Origin of the sequence: Neoakkermansia glycaniphila (genome assembly GCF_900097105.1) — a bacterium.
Lineage (GTDB): Bacteria > Verrucomicrobiota > Verrucomicrobiia > Verrucomicrobiales > Akkermansiaceae > Akkermansia > Akkermansia glycaniphila.
This window is the reverse complement of sequence record NZ_LT629973.1, coordinates 2,657,156-2,678,841: the sequence shown is the minus strand read 5'-3', so window position 1 is coordinate 2,678,841 and position 21,686 is coordinate 2,657,156. Positions and strand designations below refer to the sequence as shown.

The window sequence follows — 21,686 nt, the reverse complement described above, 5'->3', positions numbered from 1 at the left end:
GCTTTTGCTGAAATATTCGGAAGCAAATCAGTCCTTCAGAGAAGAAGATGCCTTGAACGAAACCATCGTCGATGCGGGAATCGTCATCGGTTCGCCCGTCTTCGGATTACGGCCCGTACGTGCGGCACGCGTCTTGACGAGGAACGTGCCGAAACCGAGAATCTGCACCTTGCCATCTTTTTCAATACCTTCGGCAATGGAATCCAAAACAGCGGCAAGAGCATAATCAGCCGCCTTTTTCGTAGCGGATCCTCCAAGGTTCTGACGAACGAGTTCTGTAAGTTGAGCCTTATTCATAAGCAGCGGTTTTTTAATACAATATCCGTATAAAGTAAAGCATAAAATGACGTTCGAACCCGAAAACGGAAGGTTGCAAAACCCGCTCCCTCCCTGCCCGGCAATCGTTTCCGGACAAAACCCGGCATGCGTATCGGGCGAAAAACTGACACCAGAACTCACTTTATGATTGCAAATTTTGCATATTCAATGTATATACACGGAAGAAGAGAGTGACATATGAAAATCTCCCCTAAACTGCAATTTTTACTGAGAAAACGAAATCGCAAAGGTTTTGCCCTCATTGCCACCGTCACTCTCATGCTACTGCTTTCCCTGATTTGCGTCGGCCTCATGGCTCTCGCCACCTCTCAAATCAGGATTGCCGACTCTGCTCTCCTCAATTCCGAAGCACGCGCTCAATGCCTCCTCGCACTCGACATGGCCATCGGCGACCTTCAGGCCAACCTCGGTTCCGACCAGCGCGTCTCAGCTTATTCCGGCATTCTCGACCTCAAAACGCAGAGCAACTTCGAAAGCGGCGGCAACACCTCCACCTCTTTCAATCCCTACATCCTCGGCGTCTGGAACAGCTGGGACGCCTACCTCACCGGCAAAAGCAAACTCACAGGCCTCAAGATTTCAGAAACATACGATGCGGGCCGATCCAAGCAATTCCGCCGCTGGCTCATTTCCGCAGTCAATGAAACCCAGATTTCCGATATTGAAGGAGTCAAGGGACTCGGTCAGCGCAAACAGGGCCGCGTCCTCCTTCTGGGTGAAGGCACACTTGGCAAAAAATTCTCCAAGGATCAGTATATTTATGCCGATCTGATTAAAACCCCGGCCAAGGGACAAAACGAAGGTTACTTCGCCTGGTGGATCGGCGGTGAAAACCAGAAAGCCAATATTTCCCTCGAAAACGAAGATGCCAAAAAGCGCGGCATGGACGAATCTTTCGACACTCTCGACACGACGGATGTCCTCACCATCCAGCGCCTGACGTGGAACACGCCCCGCCCGGAAACGGGTGATATCGAAGGCCTGAAAGACCTGCCTTCCAAACCCGGAGAACGCGCCCGCATCCTGAGCCTGAACACACTGCCTCTGGTCATGTCGAGTACGCAGGACGGGCACCCCTACTATTTCGACGTTACCACATCTTCCATCACTCTGCCGGTGAACGTGAAGACGGGCGGCCTCAAGCAGGACCTGAACCTTCTGCTCAACAAGCAGAATCTGGCATCGACGGAATTTGCACGGCGTGCGTCGTCCGACAGCCCGCTGTTCGACGACTCCAGCGTCCAGAAGGGCACGGAGCCGAACATGCCGATCGGCTCGTGGCAGGTCATGCATTCATGGTATCACCTCTGGCCAGGCGCCACCAATTCCAGCACATCGGGCGACCGCTCTGCCGGACTTGTCGGCAATATGAACAACATTTATACCGGGCTCGGAGGCGGAGAAATCCAGAATGGAGCCAACCAGTCCATCTTCGACAACAAAACGGGCTTCGAATCCGGCGACAATAAAGCAGGCTATGCCCGCACGCCCGTCATCCTCGGCTTCTTCCAAACCTTCGGCCTCGTCACGGAACCCTGGAAAATGTCCGACGGCGAACCCAAAGAACAGCTCTACAGGCTGGGCATGTGCTATTCGCCCATGTTCCTGTGGTGGAACCCGTACAACGTGCCCATGCGCATCAAAACGGATAAACTCTACACACAGAGCATCCCCTACAAATCCTTCTGGCTGCAATCGTATTCCATTAACCAGCAAGCCAACGTTGCAGACTGGAAATATACATGGTCCACCTACGCCATGACGCAAGGTAACGACGCCTCGCAACTCGGCCAGGACTACGGCAACTATTTCCGCAAGACGTTGGACGGAAGCGATGACATCATCTTTGCTCCCGGTGAGATCGTCTTCTTCTCACACGCCCAGAGCCGCAAGCAAGTCGACTACGGCGGCCGGGCTAACAATCCGTGGTCGGAGGGATATCATCCTCAGGCAGTAGCAGGCTACAAAGCCCACTTTTACGGCCGCGACGGCGGCTACGACAAGGAACACAAAACGAGTACCACCAATATCGATGCGGGCAAATTCTACCTCCGCCTCCGCCTCGGTAAAAACGGCAGCGGCTCCTATACAACAGACGGCGTACATTTCACTCCGGGTCGAGCCGAAGCCATCACTCTTCTGGACGGATACGGCGGCATGGTCATGTTCGATCCGTCTTCCGGCGGCACGGGTAAAATGCTCCAATCGCCGCAGCGCTTCTGCCTCGGCTGGTACGACCCCGCTGATACGGGACTCGAAACGACCTTCTGCGACGAAACGGTCAACAACGCCCGCTGGTCCACACAGAACGACATCCAGAACAACCCCGACGCCCCCTTCTTCATCGCTGCCGCCGGCATCGGGCCCAAAACAGGAGGCGTTCTCGACACTCGCATCTACCAGACCGACTACAGGGCCAAAACATGGCAACACTCCTCCCCCGCCTTCTGGGGCTCCATGCTCGTCCAGCCCGATGAACAGCGCAGGCAATACCATCCCTACCAGCTCGCCACGCTTCCCGCCGGTACAGGCATGAGCATGTGCCCCATCCAGTCCATCGGAAGAAACGGCACTCTCGGCGTCACTCAGGACGGTGAACAGGTCTCCTTCGCCTCCGTCCTTGAACTCCCCGTCCATCCTCCCTTCAGCCTCGCCGGCTTTGCAGGCATGCGCCTCACTCCCGGTTGGTTCGACACGTCGGGCCAGACTGCTGCCACACTCCGCCGCCAGCAATACCAGTCCGGCGTACCCGGCGTCGGCATCGGAAACTCTTTCGCCGACCCCGCCATCCCCGCCGACCAGGTCTACCAGTACAACAAATCAAACATCCCTGGCCTCTCCATGTGCGGCCGCATCTTCGACGACTTCTTCGACCACGGCTTCCTCATCAACGATGCTCTCTGGGACAGATTCTTCTGCTCCTCCATCTCCGACATGCCCCAGTCCGTCTCTTCCGCTTCCGTCAGGAAAGCCGAAGATGTCGCCCGCGAATTCTTCAAGGACGGAAAACGGCTCCCCGTGCGCAGATACATCAAGGCACAGACCGGCATCAAGGACGACGACATCCTCAAGGACGTCCTCTCCGACGAAGGATGGAAAGGCATCGCCCAATACATCCTCATCGACGGCGGATTCAACATCAACTCAACTTCCGTCAATGCCTGGTACGCTCTCCTTCAGGGCCTCCAGAACAGAAAACTCGTCGGCAGAAACGGTGACTCTCTCGCCATCGTCGAACCCAACAAGAAGCAGGACGACGTCGTCTTCTCCCGCTTCGGAACATCCACCACAACCAAGAGCCTCGAAAGCTTCGGTTCCTACGATCCCATGAAGGGCGCCGACTTCCGAGGCAAGGGCGCCTACCTCACCGCCTGGGGCGAAGTCCGAAAACTCTCCTCCGACCAGCTCCGCAAACTCGCCGAACAGATCGTCGTCCAGGTCAAGAAACGCGGCCCATTCCTCAACATGGCGGACTTCGTCAACCGACGCCTTGATGCCAAGGATACCGCCAGCAGCCTGGCGGGCACACTGCAGGCGGCCATCGACGCCACCGATATCAACTCCATGTTCAACCGGGCCACCGTACCGAGCAACAAGGGCGACCTCTACAAGTTCCCCGAGGCGGAAAACGGCTCCGTTCACACAGCAGCACCGGGCTACCTCGTCCAGTCGGATATTCTTTCCTCCATCGGCAACGTCCTCACCGTGCGCGACGACACCTTCACCATCCGTGCCTACGGCTGCGTGAAGGACAAATCCGGCAAGCGCATCCTCTCGCAGGCGTGGTGCGAAGCCACGGTGCAGCGCTGCATCGAGTATGTGGACAGCGCCAACAATGTCGAAGAACTCCCCTACAAGGACGACGGCACGCGGACAGAAAACATGACCGACGTGAACATCGCCTTCGGCCGCAAATTCAGAATCGTCTCCTTCCGCTGGCTTGACGCCGCTGAAGTTTAAGCCCATAATCCTCCACCAGCCTTTTCAACCATCATGTTCCGCTCACTCTCACGATTCACGGCCATTCTCGGAGCAGCGCTTCTGGCGTGCTCGCTCGGCATGGCGCAAAGCCCGGCATCTTCATCGAAGGAAACCAGCGAAGAAAATCCCGAACCCGCAACGGGAGTTCGCCTCGTTTGCCAGAACCTCTCGGAAGGCTCTATCCCTGCCCTCTACGCCCCACCCCAGAAGAAAAAGGATGAACCCATCGAATTGCACCTCACCGGCCGCATCGCCAGCTCGCGCATACCCTACAGCGAAGGCCGCACGATCAACCTCTACAAGGAACCGCCCATCGTCGAAAAAGGTGAAGACGGCAAAGAAAAGGAACTGCCCAAGCCATTTGTCTCCGGAACCGTACCGGAAGGCATGAGCGGCAAAGTCCTTGGAATCGTCGTGCTGACCAAGGATCCCACAAAAAACCGCATCATCTTTCTGGATGAGCAGGACTTCCGTGCAGGCGGCATTCACGCCGTCAACTTCACGACCTCCGCAATCAAAATCGTCATCAACTTCCGCAAGGAATACCTGCTGAAACCCTTCAACTCTCGCATCGGTCTCAGCAAAGACAACACGTGGAACTTCAACCCCACCTCGGCGACGGCGCAAACATACGACTTCATCATCATGACCCGGAGCAAGGAAGATCCCGATTGGACCCGATTCCATGCCAGCCGCATGCGAGTCGCTCCCGGTCGCACCCAGATCAACCTCTTCATTCAGGACCCGACCACCAAACGCATGCGCATGGATTCCATCGACATGTAACCGGCTCCCGCCTCATCGTCCATAAAAAAGGCCGCCTGCAACCTGGCGGCCTTTTTCGTATAGTCGTCCAACCGTCAATCCCGGTGGTACGGGCTGCCCGCCAACAAAGTCTGCACACGGTAAATCTGCTCCAGCAGCACGACCAGAGCCAGCTCGTGCTGCATCGTCATGGCGCTTAACGAAAGGACGTGTGCGCATTCCCGGCGCAATTCCTCCGTATGCCCATCCGCCGCGCCGATCAAAAAAGCCGCCTTCTTCACGGAATGCAACTGCCAATCGCGCACCTTGCGTTCGAAAACACGCGTCGTCCAGCACTCCCCCCGCTCATCCATCGCAATGCGCAACCACCCCTCACTGGCGGCAAGAAGCCGTGCCGACACATCCTTCGACGAACCGTCCTTCACATACCGCAATTCTACCTTCCCGAAAGGGCGCAGCCTCTCCATGAAAAAACTCACCCCCTCCTGCGCATAGCCGATCGAAGGCTTGGCCGCGGCGAAAATCGCAATAGTCATGACCACACTGAACCCCATTTCGCCCAAACGGTCAAGACTCTTCTTGACAACTCCTCCAATTGCCGATAAAAATAATTCGGCAGAATGAAACTGAATCATACAGCAGCGATCTTCGGCATGACAGCCATCGGCTTGGCCACCGTCGGATGCCAGCGTGACCTGACTCCCGTCAGCCCCCTGATCACTCACCCCCTCACCCACGAATCCGATTGCCCGCTCGACGGCATCTGGAGCGCACACAAAACGGGTGAATTCATCAAACGAAAAACGCTGTACGTCCACTTTGCCCCTCTCGGCACCACACTCATCGAAGGCAAATACCCCAAGGAAGCCCAGGCGATGAAAAAACTCATGCACGACCACCTCGTCAAATATGTGGGAACCGGCCTCCAGGACATCAACAACCGCGCCCATACCAACTGGCAAGTCACCGAGACACCCGGACAGGCCGACATCGTCATCGAAACCGCCATCGTCAAACTCAAACCCACCAAAGGAGTCGTCAATGCCATCGGCACCATCGGCAGCTTCTTCTCGCCCATTCCGGGCACGGGAACCATCATTTCACAATTCACCAAGGGCGGCATCGGCATCGAGGGCCGCATCGTCGACACCCACACGAAACACTCCCTCTTCGAATTCAAGGACACCAACAAGGACAACACTATCATTTTCTCCTTCAACGACTACGGCCGCTTTGGGCACGACGAGGAATCCCTGGAAAAATGGGCGAAAATTCTGGCCAAACTCATCGTCGAAGGAGCAAAAGACACCCTGCCGAAAACGGGAGCCTGATCCCATCAGCCCGCCCCATGCGGGCGATCTGCGTTTTTTTCGCTGCTGCCCTGCATTTTTCTTGCTTTGAACACCTCATGGAAGTAGAATGCGCCCGCCTTTGAGCGAAGCGTCGCAGTTTCGTATAATCAGCACTAACCTCTAGCATTTTCAAGACATGAGCATCATTTCCCCGAATATTGCCGCATTGACACCCTCACTCACTCTGGCCGTCACCAACCGCGCCAAGGAAATGAAGGCTGCAGGTGAACAGGTCTACGGCCTTGCCGGTGGCGAGCCCGAAATGGACACCCCGGAAAACATCAAGCAGGCCGCCATCAAGGCTCTTGAAAACGGCGCCACCAAATACACCCCCTCCGCCGGCATCCTCCCCCTCCGCCAAGCCATCTGCGACAAGCTCAAGCGCGACAACAACCTTTCCTACACCCCCGACCAGATCGTCGTCAGCAGCGGTGCCAAGCAGGCCTGCGCCACCGCGATCATGGCCACCATCAGCGAAGACGACGAAGTCATCATCCCGGCTCCCTACTGGGTCAGCTATCCGGAAATGGTACGCATCGTCGGCGGCACGCCCGTCATCGTCGAAACCAAGGCCGAAAACGGCTGGAAACTCACCCCCGAAGAATTCGCCGATGCGATGACCCCCCGCACCAAAATGGTCATCCTCACCACGCCGAACAACCCCACCGGCGCAGTCTACACCAAGGAAGAACTCCTCGCTCTCGGCGAAGTCGCCCTTGAAGAAGACATCCTCATTCTTGCGGACGAAATCTACGAACACCTCGTGTACGAAGACACCGTCCACACCAGCATCGCCTCCCTCAGTGAAGACCTCTACAACCTCACCATCACCATCAACGGCTTCTCGAAAGGCTACGCCATGACGGGCTGGCGCCTCGGCTACTCCGCCGCTCCGGCTCCCATCGCCAAGGCCATCCGCATGATCCAGGATCACACCTGCTCCAACGTCTGCACCTTCGCCCAATACGGCGGTGTCGAAGCCCTCACCGGCGACCAGACCTTCATCGCAGACATGCGTGAAGAATACAACATGCGCCGCCAGTACGTCTACTCCCGCCTCAAGGCCATCCCGAACATCTCCGTCGTCGAACCCAAGGGTGCCTTCTACTTCTTCATCGACACCTCCAAGCTCGGCCTCAAATCGCAGAACCTGTGCGACAAGCTCCTCGAACGCTACAAGGTAGCCGCCATCCCCGGCGTCGCCTTCGGCAACGACAACAGCATCCGCATCAGCTACTGCACCACGCTTGACATCCTCAAGGAAGGCCTCGACCGCTTCGAAGAATTCTGCAAGGCCCACTAAAAACATTCACACACCCATCGGGCAGCCCTACAAGGCTGCCCGAACTGTTTTCACACAACACACCATCGCACCATCCATGGACTACAGAACCTACCTCCGCCAATACCCCGACAGCAACGGCTACTATGGAGAATTCGGCGGCGTCCACCTTCCCCCCGAACTCGTCCCCGCCTTCGAGGAAATCACCGAAGCCTACAACACCATCTGCCACTCCGCCCAGTTCATCAGCGAACTGCGCCGCATCCGCAAGCAATTCCAGGGCCGCCCTACCCCCGTCTACCACTGCGAACGCCTCTCCGGCAAAATCGGCACCTGCCAAATCTACCTCAAGCGAGAAGACCTCAACCACACCGGAGCCCACAAACTCAACCACTGCATGGGCGAAGGCCTTCTTGCCCGCTACATGGGCAAAAAACGCATCATCGCCGAAACGGGCGCAGGCCAGCACGGCGTCGCACTCGCCACCGCAGCCGCCTTCTTCGGGCTCGAATGCGAAGTCCACATGGGTGAAGTGGACATCGCCAAACAGGCCCCCAACGTCACCCGCATGAAAATGCTCGGCGCCAAAGTCGTCCCCGTCTCCCACGGACTCAAATCCCTCAAGGAAGCAGTCGACTCCGCCTTCGAATCCTACCTCAAAAACTACAGGGACTCCATTTACTGCATCGGCTCTGTCGTCGGCCCCCATCCCTTCCCGCAAATGGTACGCGACTTCCAGATGTGCATCGGCGAAGAAGCCCGCGAACAATTCCTTGAAATGACGGGCATCCTCCCCGATGCCGTCTGCGCCTGCGTCGGCGGCGGCAGCAACTCCGCCGGCATGTTCGCCCCCTTCCTCAACGACCCCGTCAAAATCTACGGCGTCGAACCCCTCGGCAAAGGCACCCAGCTCGGCCAGCACGCCGCCTCCATCACCTACGGTGAAAAAGGCGTCCTGCACGGCTTTGAAAGCATCATGCTCAAGGATAAGGACGGCGAACCCGCTCCCGTCCACTCCATCGCCAGCGGACTCGATTACCCCTCCGTCGGCCCCGAACACGCCTTCTGGCACCAGCAGGGCCGCGTCAACTACGTCACCGCCACCGACGACGAAGCCGTGGACGCCTTCTTCAAACTCTCCCGCTACGAAGGCATCATCCCCGCTCTCGAAAGCTCCCATGCCATCGCCTACGCCATGAAACTGGCTAGGGAAATGAAAACCGGAGCCATCCTCGTCAACTGCTCCGGCCGTGGCGACAAAGACGTCGACTACGTCGCCGAACACTACGGCTACGGAGACGACCACACCTTCAAGGACTGACCCTTTCAGCCTGCAACAACACCTCTCTGAAAACGCCGGATTTTCCGGCGTTTTCCGCATTCCGGCGAAATGAGGGAACATCGCACAAGATAGCTTGACACCGAACGGCGAACCGCTATACTGCCATCAATAGATCCTACGCACATGAATCATCAGTTATCCCCCTTCGTTGTTGGAATCGCTCTCATCGCTCCCGCCATCCTTCCGGCTACTGCGGCGCCCTCTGCCGCCAAGGAATGGTACCAGAATGAAATGGACCTCGCCAAACGCTGCACAGGCATCCTGAAATCCGTCAAAAACAAAGCATCGGCGGATAAAGCGGGCAAAGCTCTCGAACGCGTCTTCGCCAAACCTAAAAAGAAAGACAAGGACGTCGGCCTCGGCACCCCCTCCAAGGAAGAACCCAAAGGAGACGAAGCCGAAAAGGAACTCAAGAAAATCGGCAAACGCCGCGATAAAATCAACAAAGCCCTGAACACGGAAAAAGACCGTATCGTCGAAGCCTCCTTCTACGAATCCGAAGAACTGAAAAAAGTCTGGGATCAAATCCCCTGTCCTGTCGTCCTAGAAGAAGAGAAGCCTTCGGAATAACACAGCTTTCGATCCTCAGCGGAGACTTTCAACACGCAAAACAATCTACTGATTTTCAGATATTTTAAATTGTTAGAAAAATAACATTACACAACACTATGGCGGACAACATTCGGAACAATCTCCAGAACGTCTCCATCGGAGGCAATTTCGTCGGCGGAAATCAAACCGTCCACCATCATCATCATCGAGAAACCGCCTCCACCGCGGCTGAGAAAAACGCAGCGGCTACTCCCAAGGAAGCCACCGTCTTTCTTTCCTATTGCCGGGCAAACAGCGACGAAGCCGACAGCATCGAACGGCGGCTGAGCGATGCAGGCCTCATCGTCAAACGCGATATACGCGACCTCCCCCCTTGGCAAAGTATCCTTGCCTTCATGCAAAGTATCCGCGACCAGGATGTCGCAGTCCTCCTCATCAGCGATGCATATCTGAAATCCCATGCCTGCATGTATGAGGTCATGGAAATCATGAAAGAGAAAGACTATCATGACCGCATCCTGCCCGTCGTCATCGAACGCGGAATATATAACAGAGCAAAACAAATCGAATACATCGCCCACTGGCAACATGAGGCCGAACAGTATAAAACGGCCATGCAGACTATCGAATCGGAAAACCAAAACGACATGCCTAAAGCATTGAAACAAATGAAACAAATTGCCGCCAGCATGGAAGAATTCCTGAAAGCCGTGGCGAGCAAGAACAACCCGGACATCTCCGATGCGGGAGACGCCATCATCGCCCACCTCAAACACCGAAATCTCCTCCCACGATGAACAACGATCCCGCCGTCAACAATCTCATCAGAGGGACGCAAATTGGAGGCAATTACATCGGCCGCGATTGCATCACCAACCACTATCACCAACCGTCCGCCCCCGAACCGCGCGGCTTCATCGTCACCCACACCTCCGACATCAAACCGACCTCCCACTTCATGGGCAGGGAGAGCGAACTGGCCCACCTGCGCACCAATGCCGAAGAGGGGAGAAAATCCATACTCGTCAGCGGCATGGGCGGCATCGGCAAAACCCACATCTGCCGCCGTCTCTTTCAGGAATACCATGCACGCCATCTCCGGAAAGAAACGGTGCCGTTCCGGCACATCGGCTATATCCAGTATGACGGCAACATGGATGCCAGCCTCGTCTCCTGCCTCATCTACCCGAAACCTGCCGATCAGGCCGCGCAGGTAGAAGCGGCATGGCGCGAATTGGCCCTTTTGGCCGACAAAGGGCTTCTGCTCTTCGTGGACAACGTCTCCAGCAGCATCGGCGACGATCCGAGCCTTCTGAAACTCTGCTCGCTCCCCTCGCCCGTCATCCTGACCTCGCGGCTGAAATACTTCGATCCACAAAACGCATTCGAACTCTACGCCATCGACAGCCTTCCACTGGAAGAATGCCGCAAGCTATACCTGAAAATCACAGGCGACACGCCGGACCATCAACAGGCCCTCGACGAAATACTCGACATCAGGGCGGCCCGGCACACACTGACCGTCGAACTGCTCGCCCGCACCGCAGCAAGCAACGAATGGAGCATCCCCACCCTCCTCGACAAATTGAAATCGAATGGATTCCGCATCACCTACGAAGACGGAGACCAAACCGTCGCGTTGATGGACGCCTATGAAAAACTCTTCATTCTCTCCGCCCTCAACGACGCGGAAATCAACATACTGGAAGCCTTTTCCCTCTTCCCCTACCTGCCCCTGCACAAAGACACTTGTACCGCATGGCTACTCCCGGATGCCGGAGAAAAGGCCGACGGCTCGATCTTCCAAAAACTGCACCGCAAAGGCTGGCTGCAACATGAAAAGAATGCAGGGTACATGATACACCCCATCCTGTCCCAATTCGTCCGTGAAAGGCAGAAACCTTCATGGCTACGCCATTCTGCCGTGGTGGCAGCCGTCTGGCAAGCCATCGACATCCCGGACAACGGATGTCGTCCCTTCCTCCCCTTTTCCGAATCACTCATCGCCCAACTGGACGAAATTCCCCAGCAGACAAACGCGGACTTACTCAATGCCCTCGGGTACACTCTACACAGAATCGGCGCATATACCCGAGCCCTACCCCTCTTCGAAAAGGCTCTCCGCATCCGTGAAGACGCTCTCGGCGACAGCCATCCCGACACGGTAATAAGCTATAACAACCTCGCCTCGTTATATAACTGCCAAGGCGACTACACCCGGGCCCAGCCCTTCTACGAAAAAGCTCTCCAAATCCGTGAAGACGCCCTCGGAGAATGCCATCCCGATACGGCAACAAGCTACAACAACCTCGCCGGATTATACAACAGCCAAGGCGACGACGAACGAGCCAAGTCCCTCTACGAAAAGGCTCTCCGAATCCGTGAAGCTGCTCTCGGAGACGGCCATCCCGACACGGCAGCAAGCTACAACAATCTCGCATTGCTATACAAAAATCAAGAGAACTACGCCCAGGCCCAAACCCTCTACGAAAAGGCTCTCCGCATCAGTGAAGCCTGCCTCGGCGAAAACCACCCCGACACGGCAACAAGCTACAACAACCTTGCCTCGTTATACGACAGTCAAGGCGACTACACCCGGGCCCAGCCCTTCTACGAAAAAGCTCTCCGAATCCGTGAAGACGCCTTCGGTGAAAACCATCCCGACACGGCAGCAAGCTACAACAACCTTGCCTCGTTATACTATGGACAAGACAACTATGACAAAGCGTCCCCCCTTTTCCAGAAAGCCTTGAACATTTGCCGCGACATACTGGGAGAACAGCACCCCACCACCCAAACCATCCTTGGGAACACTATCTATTGCCTGTATCGACAATCCGGCGCAGTCTGCTCCTTCGAAGAATGGTTGGAACAGCAGACCCCTTCCACAGAGGAATAATCTCAGTGTCTCCTTCCGCAAAAAGCCGTTTCCCTTGCAGGAAACGGCTTTTTCTTCATCGCGAATTTCGCCGATAGGCGTGTTTACCACTCGTTGTTCAGATTCTTCGTCTGCACGGTGCCGGGTTCCTTATTACGCTCCGGCATGCCGCGCAGGGGTTTGGCTTCCGTCTCGTACAGGTCGATGATGTCGATGCGGTTCTTGCCCGGCTTCAGGAACGGCGCAGGGATGTACAGCCTCAACTGCGGCCCGATGTTCCAGTAACGGCCCATGTTCACACCGTTCACCCAGACATAACCTTTCTTGTATTTCGACATGTCGAGGAAGGTGTCCTTCGGCTGGGTAATGTCGATTTCGGCGCGGAAATGTGCTCCGGCCCGGGTCGATGCAGCAGGTGCTTTCCCCTTCGGAGCCTTGGCCACGGCAGCGGCATCCAGAGGCAGCGGAGTCACCTTCCAGCCCTTAACGTCGCGGTTGCCGAGCTTCACGGCGCCGAACAGCCCCTTGCGGTCGCTTTCCATATTGATATGGAAGTTCACATGCCCCATGGCCTCCACGAGGATTTCCAGATCGGCGTTCTGCGTACGCGCAGGAATGTCGATACTGTTCTGGCGCAGGCGGCGGTCAAGAGAACCGATCAGCTTGCCGTCCAGATAAACCTGCGCATAGTCGTTCACATTTTCCATGACAAGCTTTTCCGCAGGGCCCGCAGGCAGCTCGGCCTTGTAGATGGCGATGCCCTGGTTCTGCCCCCATTGCTCAAAATAGGGAGGCGTATCGAACGACCCGGAGAAGGTTTGCGGCAGATTGTCCCACAGCCCGGCATGGCGCACCGGGGTGAATTCGGGCAATTCGACGGAGGGAATGTCGGTCGGCACCTGCGGCACGGCGGCCTCGGCAGGCAGTTTTTTCAGGATGATGTCGCGCATCTGCCCATAAGCCTGCGTCGGCCGGCCCTGCTCGTCCACGGGCGCACCGTAGTCGTAGCTGGTCAAGTCCGGCTGGTAGGGATCATTTCCGTTGCGGTTCGCCCCGGCGGTGAATCCGAAGTTCGTACCGCCATGGAACATGAAGAGGCTGAAGGAACGGCCCTTGTCCATGAACCACTGCACATCCTGCACGGTCCGGCCGGTCGGCTGCCAATTGCCTTCTCCCCAGTGGCGCAGCCAGCCCGGATAGGTTTCCGAGGAGAAGACGGGCACATCCGGATTGTGCTTGTTGGCGACGTTCCACGCCCCGTCGTTCAATCCCGGGTCAAGGCCGATGGCGACGCCCGGCATCACGACATCCTTCAGATGGTAATCGCTGGCGCCGTCGGACATGTAGAACGGGCCAAACCCTTTCTTCGTCCAGAAATCATGCAGCCATTCGAGATATTTCCGATCCTTGCGCTGGTAGCTGCCGTATTCGTTCTCGATCTGGGTCATCAGGATGGGGCCGCCATGCCTGGCAAGGTAAGGTTCCGCCACTTTGGCAATGGCTTCGAGGTAGCGGGTCTGTGCCTTCATGAAGTTGGCGTCTTCCGTGGTGCGGATTTTGGCCTTGGGATCCTTGAGCAGATAAGAGGGAATACCGCCGAAATCCCATTCGCCGCAGACATAGGGTCCGGGGCGGAAAAGCACCCACATGCCTTCTTCCTGGCAAATCTTCATGAACTCGCCGATGTCGCGGTTCCCGGTCTTGAAATCGAAGGAACCGTCCGGCTGCTCGAAATCGTTCCAGAAGGTATAGAACGCAACGGTATTCAATCCCATCGCGCGGGCCATCCGGATGCGGTGCCGCCAGTATTCTCTGGGAATGCGCTGCGGGTGCATTTCCGCTCCGCGGATCTGGAACGGTTTGCCGTTCAACATGAACTCCTGATTCCGTTCGCCGCCGTAGCCGAAGGTGACGGGCGTACCCTTCTTCGGAAGGGGGCGTTCAGTGTTGGTGAGGGCTTCCGGTCCCGCCCATGCGGCAGAGGCCACCATGGCGGCCAGTCCGGCAGTGCAGACGCAGTATTTCAACATTCGATTTGCAGGTTTCATCGCTCTGTAAGTGTCCGGAAACGCCGGATCGCATCCGTTCCGATGAATTGAAACAGACCATATTACTACGCGGCCATTGCCCTCATTCTTTCCGGGAACTCTTTTTTCCTGAAAATTCGTGCCATTTCGGCCATTTTTTTGAACCGTAAAAAGTGCGAACGTGTCTAAAAAGGCACATGCCGATAAAATCTTTATCCGACAACGAACGCATCAAGCTCGAAAGCAATTGCCTGCGCGGCCGTCTGGCCGAAGTTTTCGACGACACCTCCACAGGCGACATCCCCGCCGACGAGCAGCAGCTCATCAAATTTCACGGCACCTACCTGCAGGATGACCGCGACAAACGCATCGCCCTGAAGAGGGAAGGCAAGGACAAGGCATGGTCCTTCATGCTTCGCCTCCGAATGCCCGGCGGCAAGGTCACACCCGCCCAGTGGCTCGCCATGGACAAGCTGTCCGACACCTACGGCAACGGCACGATGAAACTGACCACGCGCCAGACCATCCAGCTCCACGGCGTGCTGAAGGGCAACATGCGCGCAACGATGCAGGAGATTCACAGCATTGCGATGGATACGCTCGCCACCTGCGGCGACGTGACGCGCAACGTGACGGCATCCGGCACCCCCGGCGACTCCCCTGCCCACCGCGCCGCCCACGATCTCGCCTCCCTCATCTCCGCCGAACTCCTTCCCAAAACGCATGCCTATCATGAAATCTGGCTGAATGAGGAACAAATCTACACCGGAGAGAAGGAAGAGGAACCCATGTACGGCAAAACCTACCTTCCCCGCAAGTTCAAGATTGCCCTGTGCGTACCCCCGCAGAACGACATCGACGTATTCACCAATGACCTCGGCTTCGTCGCCATCGTGGAAAACGGACAAACCGTCGGTTACGACGTCGTAGCCGGAGGCGGCATGGGCTGCGCCCACAACAACCCCGCCACTTTCCCAAGGCTGGCCGATGCCATCGGCTTCTGCACGCCGGAACAGGTTGTGGCAGTCTCCAGAGCCATCGTCGAACTGCAACGCGATTTCGGCGACAGGACGGATAGAAAACATGCGCGCCTGAAGTACACCATCGCCGACCGCGGCCTCGACTGGTTCAAGACGACCCTCGTCCAGTACCTCGGCTACGCCCTGCCCGCAAGCCGCGGGTTCAAGCTCGAAACCAGCGGAGACACCTTCGAAGGCACTTCGAGAAGCCGCACGCTCTACATCGAAGGCGGCCGCATCGCCGAACGTCCCGGCTATCCGCTCCGCAGCGCCCTTCGCGAAATCGCCAAACTGCATGAAGGCACGTTCTACCTGACGGCCAACCAGAACCTCGTCATCGACGGGATCACGAACCAGACCGCCGCTGCCATCGACCGCATCATCGACGAAACGAAGCTCAACAGCCGCCACACCGGCATGCGCCTCGCCTCCATTGCCTGCGTCGCTCTGCCTACATGCCCGCTGGCTCTCGCCGAATCGGAACGCTACCTGCCCGAACTTCTCGACCGCATCGACACATCGCTGCACGAGCTCGGATTGCAGAACGAATCCATCATCACGCGCATGACGGGCTGCCCGAACGGCTGCGCCCGCCCCTACGTCGCGGAACTCGGTTTCGTCGGCCGTGCGCCGGGCAAATACAACGTCTGGCTCGGCGGCTCCCATGCCGGAGAACGCCTCGGATACGTCTACCGCGAATCCGTCAAATCGGACGACCTTCCCGCACTCGTTCACGACCTCCTCAGCGCTTTCCGCGACGAACGCCAGCCCGGAGAAAGCTTCGGCGACTGGAGTCTCCGCAAACGCGATGCCCTCCTGCCCGAGGCATCCTGAAGGCTCTCCGCCTTCCGCCCCCCGGCCTATATCGACACAAAGGAAGCCCGGCTTTCCCCACAAGGGGAACCGGGCTTCCGATTTTTTTGAATGGCAGAAACGAATCAGGCCAGCTTCTCCTGCCAGAAGGCGAGGCGCCGGGCCGTATTGGCCGCATTCGGCGCACCGGGATTCGTACGCAGGGCAAACGCGCGTTCGAGGTTGAACACCTCATGCACATCCGCACCGTATTCCGGGGAAATCTCCGTGTACTGCGCCAGCGTCAGCTCATTCAAAGGGGTACCCGATTCCACGCTCAACGCCACGGCCCGGCCGACGAGCGAATGCGCGGAGCGGAACGGCACGCCTCGGCGCACGAGATAATCCGCGAGATCCGTCGCCAGCAGCATGGGATCGGAAACGGCGGCCTGCGTGCGCGCCGTATTGATCTTCATGGCAGCCACCATCTCCGCATTCACGCGCAGGGCAAGCTGCACCGTCGCCACGGAATCGAACAGCGGCTCCTTGTCTTCCTGCAAATCGCGATTGTACGTCAGCGGCAGCCCCTTCACGGCCACCATCACCGCCGTCAGATTGCCGTACAGGCGGCCCGTCTTCCCGCGCGTCAGCTCGCACACGTCCGGATTCTTCTTCTGGGGCATCAGGGAAGAGCCTGTCGTATGGGCGTCGGAAAGCGTCGCATAGCCGAACTCCGCCGAACACCACAGAATCAGGTCTTCGCTCAGGCGGGAAAGATGCGTACCCACCACAGCCAGCGCAAACAGCATCTCCATGATATAATCGCGGTCGGCGATGGCATCCATCGAATTCTCCGTCACGGCATCGAAACCGAGTTCTTCGGCGATCCCCACGCGGTCGAGGCAAATCGTCGAACCGGCAATCGCCCCGGAACCGAGGGGAGACACATTCAGGCGGCGGCGGCAATCCAGCAGGCGGCTCACGTCGCGATCCAGCATCTCCACATAGGCCAGCAGATGGTGGCCCACCGTCACCGGCTGGGCGCGCTGCAAATGCGTATAACCGGGAATCATCGTCTCCGCATATTCGGCGGCCTTCGTGACGAGCGCGCGCTGCATATCGTGCAGCAGCTCCACCGTCGCATCGATCTCGGCGCGGCAATACAGGCGCGTATCCGTCGCCACCTGATCATTGCGGGAACGGGCCGTATGCAGCTTCGCCCCGGCTGCGCCGATGCGCCGCGTCAGCTCGCTCTCGATATTCATGTGAACATCCTCAAGCTCCTGACTCCAGATAAAATTCCCGGCTTCGATATCCGCCTGAACGGACAGCAGCCCGTCACGAATGGAAGCGAACTCCTCCTCCGTCAGCATCCCCGCGCGCAACTGCGCCCCCGCATGGGCAATGGAACCTGCAATATCGTGTTTGTAAAGTTTCCAGTCGTAGGAGACGGATTCGCCGTATTTCTGCACCAGATCGGCTGTCGGTTGAGAAAATCTTCCTTTCCACATAACGCGATCCAGAGTACAGGATATGCCGCAATTTTCAAGCGTTATTCTCCATGCAGGCACAATCGGGCACAAGCCTTCGCGCCCGTGCGCCTCCGTCTCCGTCTTCCTTGAAAGAGATATTCTTACCCGGCCTTGTTAACATTCTTTTATCTTGCCAAAAACGCCGCAAATCCTTACACTCGCCCATGCAATGACCGAACTCTCCATCCCCGAATGGCTCAATCAGGCCCGCACGGCCGGTTGGGACGATCGCACCCTTTCGCTCAAGGCGGTCGAGCTTGCCCAGCAAATCCTTGCACAGGCGCAGAAGAACAGCACTTTCGGAGAGAAACGGCAGGCCGCCCAGCTGGCCCGCATGATGCACGATGAAAAGGGCAAAGCCTTCACCCTCGCGCTCGCCGACCGCCTCTTCCGACCGACCTACATCAAACAGGGAATCGAGCAGCTCCGCTATCTGCTCGAAGGCTACGGCATGCCCCAGTACTTCTCCCCGGTAAACCGCCTCGCCATGAAGGCGGGCATGTTCGCCTCCTCCTACGCACCCGCCCTCGTACTCAAAGGCATCGAATACGGACTCCGCGCCGAAAGCGCCAAGGTCATCCTCCCTGCCGAACGCAACAAACTCCGCGCCCATGTCCGCAAACGCCGCAAGGAAGGCATCCGCCTGAACTTCAACCAGCTCGGCGAAGCCATCCTCGGTGAGGAGGAAGCGGCGCACCGCATGCAGCAGATCCTCGACCTGCTCGCCGAACCGGAATGCGACTACATCTCCGTCAAAATCTCGGCCATATGCAGCCAGATCAACCTCATCGCCTTTGAAGAAACGCTGGCGCATGTGCAGGAACGTCTGCGCACACTGTTCCGCGCCGCGAAACAGCATGCCGTTCAACAGCCGGACGGCACGAAACAGCCCAAATTCATCAACCTCGACATGGAGGAATACCGCGACCTCCACCTCACCTGCGAAGCCTTCAAACGCACGCTCATGGAAGAGGAATTCCTCACCCTCCGCGCGGGCATCGTCCTGCAGGCCTACCTGCCCGACTCGTGGGACGAACAGAAAAAACTCTGCGACTGGGCCAAGGCACGCGTCGAAAAAGGAGGTGCCTCCATCAAGCTTCGGCTCGTCAAAGGCGCCAACCTCGCCATGGAACAGGTCGATGCCTCCCTGCACGGCTGGCCGCAGGCTCCCTACACCTCCAAGGACGACACGGACGCGAACTACAAGCGCATGCTCCGCCATGCCTGCATGCCGGAACACGCCAAATACATCGACCTCGGACTCGCCACCCACAACCTCTTCGACTTCGGCTACGCCCTCCTCCTCGCAGAACGCGAAGGCGCGAGCGGCCACATCGAATTCGAAATGCTCGAAGGCATGGCGAACCCCCACGTGCGAACCATCGCCAAGGCAGGCATCAAAATCCTGCTCTACGCCCCCGTCGTCTACCGGAAAGACTTCCCGCACGCCATCGCCTACCTCGTCCGGCGGCTCGACGAAAACTCGGGAGAACACAACTTCCTCCACGACATCTTCGACATGAGCTCCTCCTCCCCTGCCTGGGGAGACCAGAAAAAACGCTTCCTCGCCGCCTGCAAAAACGCGAAAAAAACAAAACACGGCCCGAACCGCACCCAGAACCGCGAAGAAGAAACCATCCGCACCGCTGCGCCCGGCGAACCGTTCGACAACGAACCGGACACCGACTGGAGCCTCCCGTCCAACACCGCCTGGGTGCGCCGCCTCATGCGCGAAGAAAAGGAACGGATGATCGAACACATCCCGCTCTCCATCAGCAGCGACCGCATCACCAGCAACATCGTCGGCATCGGCCGAGATCCTTCTCAGCCCGGCAAGGAATCGTACCAATTCTCGTACGTTGCCTACGAACACATCCCGCAACTTCTCGACACCGCGCAGGAAGCCGCCAAAACGTGGGGCAAAAAAAGCGTCAAGGAACGCTCCGCCATCCTCCACAAAGCAGCCGCCGAACTCTCCCGCATGCGCGGCAGGCTCATCGCCGCCATGGTGCGCGACACCGCCAAATCCCCTGCGGAAGCCGATGTCGAAGCCAGCGAAGCAATCGACTTCTGCCGCTACTACGCCGATGGCCTCACCCGGCCCGGCATGGAAGACGGCGCCTCCTTCACCCCGCTCGGCGTCCTGTGCGTCTCCTCGCCGTGGAACTTCCCCTGCGCCATCCCCTGCGGAGGCATCGCCGCCGCGCTGATGGCGGGCAATGCCGTCATCTTCAAACCATCGCCCGCCTCCGTCTACGTCGCCTCCCTCGTCCGCAAAGCGTTCCTTGAAGCGGGCGTACCGGAAGCCGCCCTCCAGTTCGCCCCCACGCTGCCGAATGAAATCGGGCAGAAACTGCTCTCCTCCCCGCAAATCGGCGGCATCATCCTCACCGGCTCCTACGCCACAGCGTCCCTCTTCCACCAGTGGGCGCCCGACCGCCCCGTCTTCGGAGAAACCAGCGGCAAGGACTCCATCATCATCACCGCCCTCGCCGACCGCGAACAGGCCATCCGCGACCTCGTCAAATCCGCCTTCGGCCACTCGGGGCAGAAATGCTCCGCCGCCAGCATCGCCATCGTCGAAGCTTCCGTGTACGACGACCCCCGCTTCATGGCCCAGCTCATGGATGCCGCCGCCAGCCTCAAAGTCGGCCCCGCATGGGAGGCAGACTCCGTCATTGTCCCCCTCACCCGCCGCCCGGGAGACGACCTCGTCCGCGCACTCACCAAGCTTGATGCGGGAGAAAGCTGGCTCCTCGAACCCAAACAGCAAGGCGACAACGTGCGCCACTGGTCGCCCGGCATCCGCATCGGAGTCCAACCCGGCTCATGGTTCCACCAGACGGAATGCTTCGGCCCCGTCCTCGGCATCATCCGCGCCGAAAACCTCGAACAAGCCATCTCCATCCAGAACGGCACCGCCTACGGACTCACGGGAGGCATCTGCTCGCTCGACGAACGGGAAATCGCCCTCTGGAAAAGCAAGGTACAGGTCGGCAACGCCTACATCAACCGCCCCATCACCGGTGCCATCGTCCGCAGGCAGCCCTTCGGCGGCTGGAAACGATCCTGCGTCGGACCCGGAGCCAAGGCCGGAGGCCCGAACTACCTCGCCATGTTCGGCACGTGGAAGGAAACCGCACTGCCCAGGGAACGCAACGTCGCCCGCAAGGACGTCGCCGCCCTCGCCTCCAAACTCGGCAAAACCCTCCCCGAAGCGAAATCCCGCCTAGAAGCCGCCGCCGGCTCCCTCGAAAAATGGTGGAACGAAGAATTCGGCGTCTCCCATGACCCGTCCCACTGCCACGGCGAAACCAATGCCTTCCGCTACGTACCCGCCGCCCGCGTCGTCCTCCGCATCGAACAGGGCATGGAAGATGCCGACATCGCCATTGCCCTGCTCGCCTCCGTCCAGGCGGGCACACCCGTCACCCTCAGCATGGCGAAAGAACGCAAATGGCTCAAGGCGGGCAACATTCCCGAAGGTGCAACGATTACCGTCGAAACACGGCAGAACTACCGCAAACACTTTGCCGAATGGGCGGAACAGGACGCCATCGTCCGCGACCCCGCCGCCGACACGGACACGCGCCGCGACGCCCACGCCTGCAACCTCCGCCTTCTCGAACGCCCCATCCTCGCCAATGCCCGCATCGAACTGCTCGGCTACTGCAAGGAACAAAGCATCACCGAAACAACGCACCGATACGGCAACATCGTCATGCGTCCGAATCCATCCTGACCGCCCCTAACCCTCCCACCCTCAACTCCCCTCCTTGCGGCATGCCCTGCCATGCACAGGCTTTGCATGCCCTTGTTCACTTA

At 58.2% G+C, this 21,686-nt stretch carries 14 protein-coding genes; 10 read left to right on the top strand and 4 right to left on the bottom strand.

Features of this window, described 5'->3' with window-relative positions:
* Window positions 1-27: 27 nt before the first annotated feature.
* Window positions 28-297: an HU family DNA-binding protein gene (locus tag PYTT_RS11220; RefSeq protein WP_067777562.1), complete on the bottom strand. Its 270-nt coding sequence runs from the start codon at window positions 295-297 to the stop codon at window positions 28-30.
* A 300-nt stretch (window positions 298-597) separates the two neighbouring features.
* Here PYTT_RS11220 and PYTT_RS11215 point away from each other — a divergent pair, with 300 nt between their 5' ends.
* Window positions 598-4,299, top strand: a complete 3,702-nt coding sequence (locus PYTT_RS11215) for a hypothetical protein (protein ID WP_141675893.1) — start codon at window positions 598-600, stop codon at window positions 4,297-4,299.
* A 33-nt stretch (window positions 4,300-4,332) separates the two neighbouring features.
* Window positions 4,333-5,106, top strand: coding sequence for a hypothetical protein (locus PYTT_RS11210; protein WP_067777564.1), 774 nt, complete (start codon window positions 4,333-4,335; stop codon window positions 5,104-5,106).
* A 74-nt stretch (window positions 5,107-5,180) separates the two neighbouring features.
* Here PYTT_RS11210 and PYTT_RS11205 read toward each other — a convergent pair whose 3' ends face one another.
* Window positions 5,181-5,621, bottom strand: coding sequence for a 23S rRNA (pseudouridine(1915)-N(3))-methyltransferase RlmH (locus tag PYTT_RS11205; RefSeq protein ID WP_067777575.1), 441 nt, complete (start codon window positions 5,619-5,621; stop codon window positions 5,181-5,183).
* A gap of 84 nt (window positions 5,622-5,705) precedes the next feature.
* On the opposite strand from PYTT_RS11205, the gene PYTT_RS11200 reads away from it, so the two are divergent.
* From PYTT_RS11200 to PYTT_RS11175, 6 genes are all read left to right on the top strand, one after another.
* A complete protein-coding gene (locus PYTT_RS11200; RefSeq protein ID WP_067777565.1) occupies window positions 5,706-6,416 on the top strand; it encodes a DUF3313 family protein in 711 nt (236 codons plus the stop codon).
* A 157-nt stretch (window positions 6,417-6,573) separates the two neighbouring features.
* Window positions 6,574-7,740 (top strand): pyridoxal phosphate-dependent aminotransferase, encoded by a 1,167-nt coding sequence (locus PYTT_RS11195; RefSeq protein WP_067777566.1) that lies wholly within the window; start codon window positions 6,574-6,576, stop codon window positions 7,738-7,740.
* 76 nt (window positions 7,741-7,816) lie between these two features.
* A complete protein-coding gene (gene trpB / locus PYTT_RS11190; RefSeq protein ID WP_067777567.1) occupies window positions 7,817-9,040 on the top strand; it encodes a tryptophan synthase subunit beta in 1,224 nt (407 codons plus the stop codon).
* A gap of 144 nt (window positions 9,041-9,184) precedes the next feature.
* Window positions 9,185-9,631, top strand: coding sequence for a hypothetical protein (locus PYTT_RS11185; RefSeq protein WP_067777568.1), 447 nt, complete (start codon window positions 9,185-9,187; stop codon window positions 9,629-9,631).
* A 98-nt stretch (window positions 9,632-9,729) separates the two neighbouring features.
* Entirely contained in the window at window positions 9,730-10,410 is a 681-nt protein-coding gene (locus PYTT_RS11180; RefSeq protein WP_067777569.1) for a toll/interleukin-1 receptor domain-containing protein, read from the top strand.
* Window positions 10,407-12,512: a tetratricopeptide repeat protein gene (locus PYTT_RS11175; protein WP_067777570.1), complete on the top strand. Its 2,106-nt coding sequence runs from the start codon at window positions 10,407-10,409 to the stop codon at window positions 12,510-12,512. Before PYTT_RS11180 ends, PYTT_RS11175 begins: the two co-directional genes overlap by 4 nt.
* 83 nt (window positions 12,513-12,595) lie before the next feature.
* On the opposite strand, the gene PYTT_RS11170 is transcribed toward PYTT_RS11175, so the two are convergent.
* Window positions 12,596-14,521, bottom strand: coding sequence for a beta-galactosidase (locus tag PYTT_RS11170; RefSeq protein WP_067777571.1), 1,926 nt, complete (start codon window positions 14,519-14,521; stop codon window positions 12,596-12,598).
* A 194-nt stretch (window positions 14,522-14,715) separates the two neighbouring features.
* Between PYTT_RS11170 and PYTT_RS11165 the strand changes: the two genes are divergently transcribed.
* On the top strand, window positions 14,716-16,371 hold the full coding sequence (locus PYTT_RS11165; RefSeq protein ID WP_067777572.1) for an NADPH-dependent assimilatory sulfite reductase hemoprotein subunit: 1,656 nt from the start codon (window positions 14,716-14,718) through the stop codon (window positions 16,369-16,371).
* A gap of 104 nt (window positions 16,372-16,475) precedes the next feature.
* Here PYTT_RS11165 and argH read toward each other — a convergent pair whose 3' ends face one another.
* Complete coding sequence (gene argH / locus PYTT_RS11160; RefSeq protein WP_067777573.1) at window positions 16,476-17,840, bottom strand: argininosuccinate lyase; 1,365 nt, start codon at window positions 17,838-17,840, stop codon at window positions 16,476-16,478.
* A 190-nt stretch (window positions 17,841-18,030) separates the two neighbouring features.
* Between argH and PYTT_RS11155 the strand changes: the two genes are divergently transcribed.
* Window positions 18,031-21,603, top strand: a complete 3,573-nt coding sequence (locus PYTT_RS11155) for a bifunctional proline dehydrogenase/L-glutamate gamma-semialdehyde dehydrogenase (RefSeq protein ID WP_071133487.1) — start codon at window positions 18,031-18,033, stop codon at window positions 21,601-21,603.
* Window positions 21,604-21,686 lie beyond the last annotated feature (83 nt).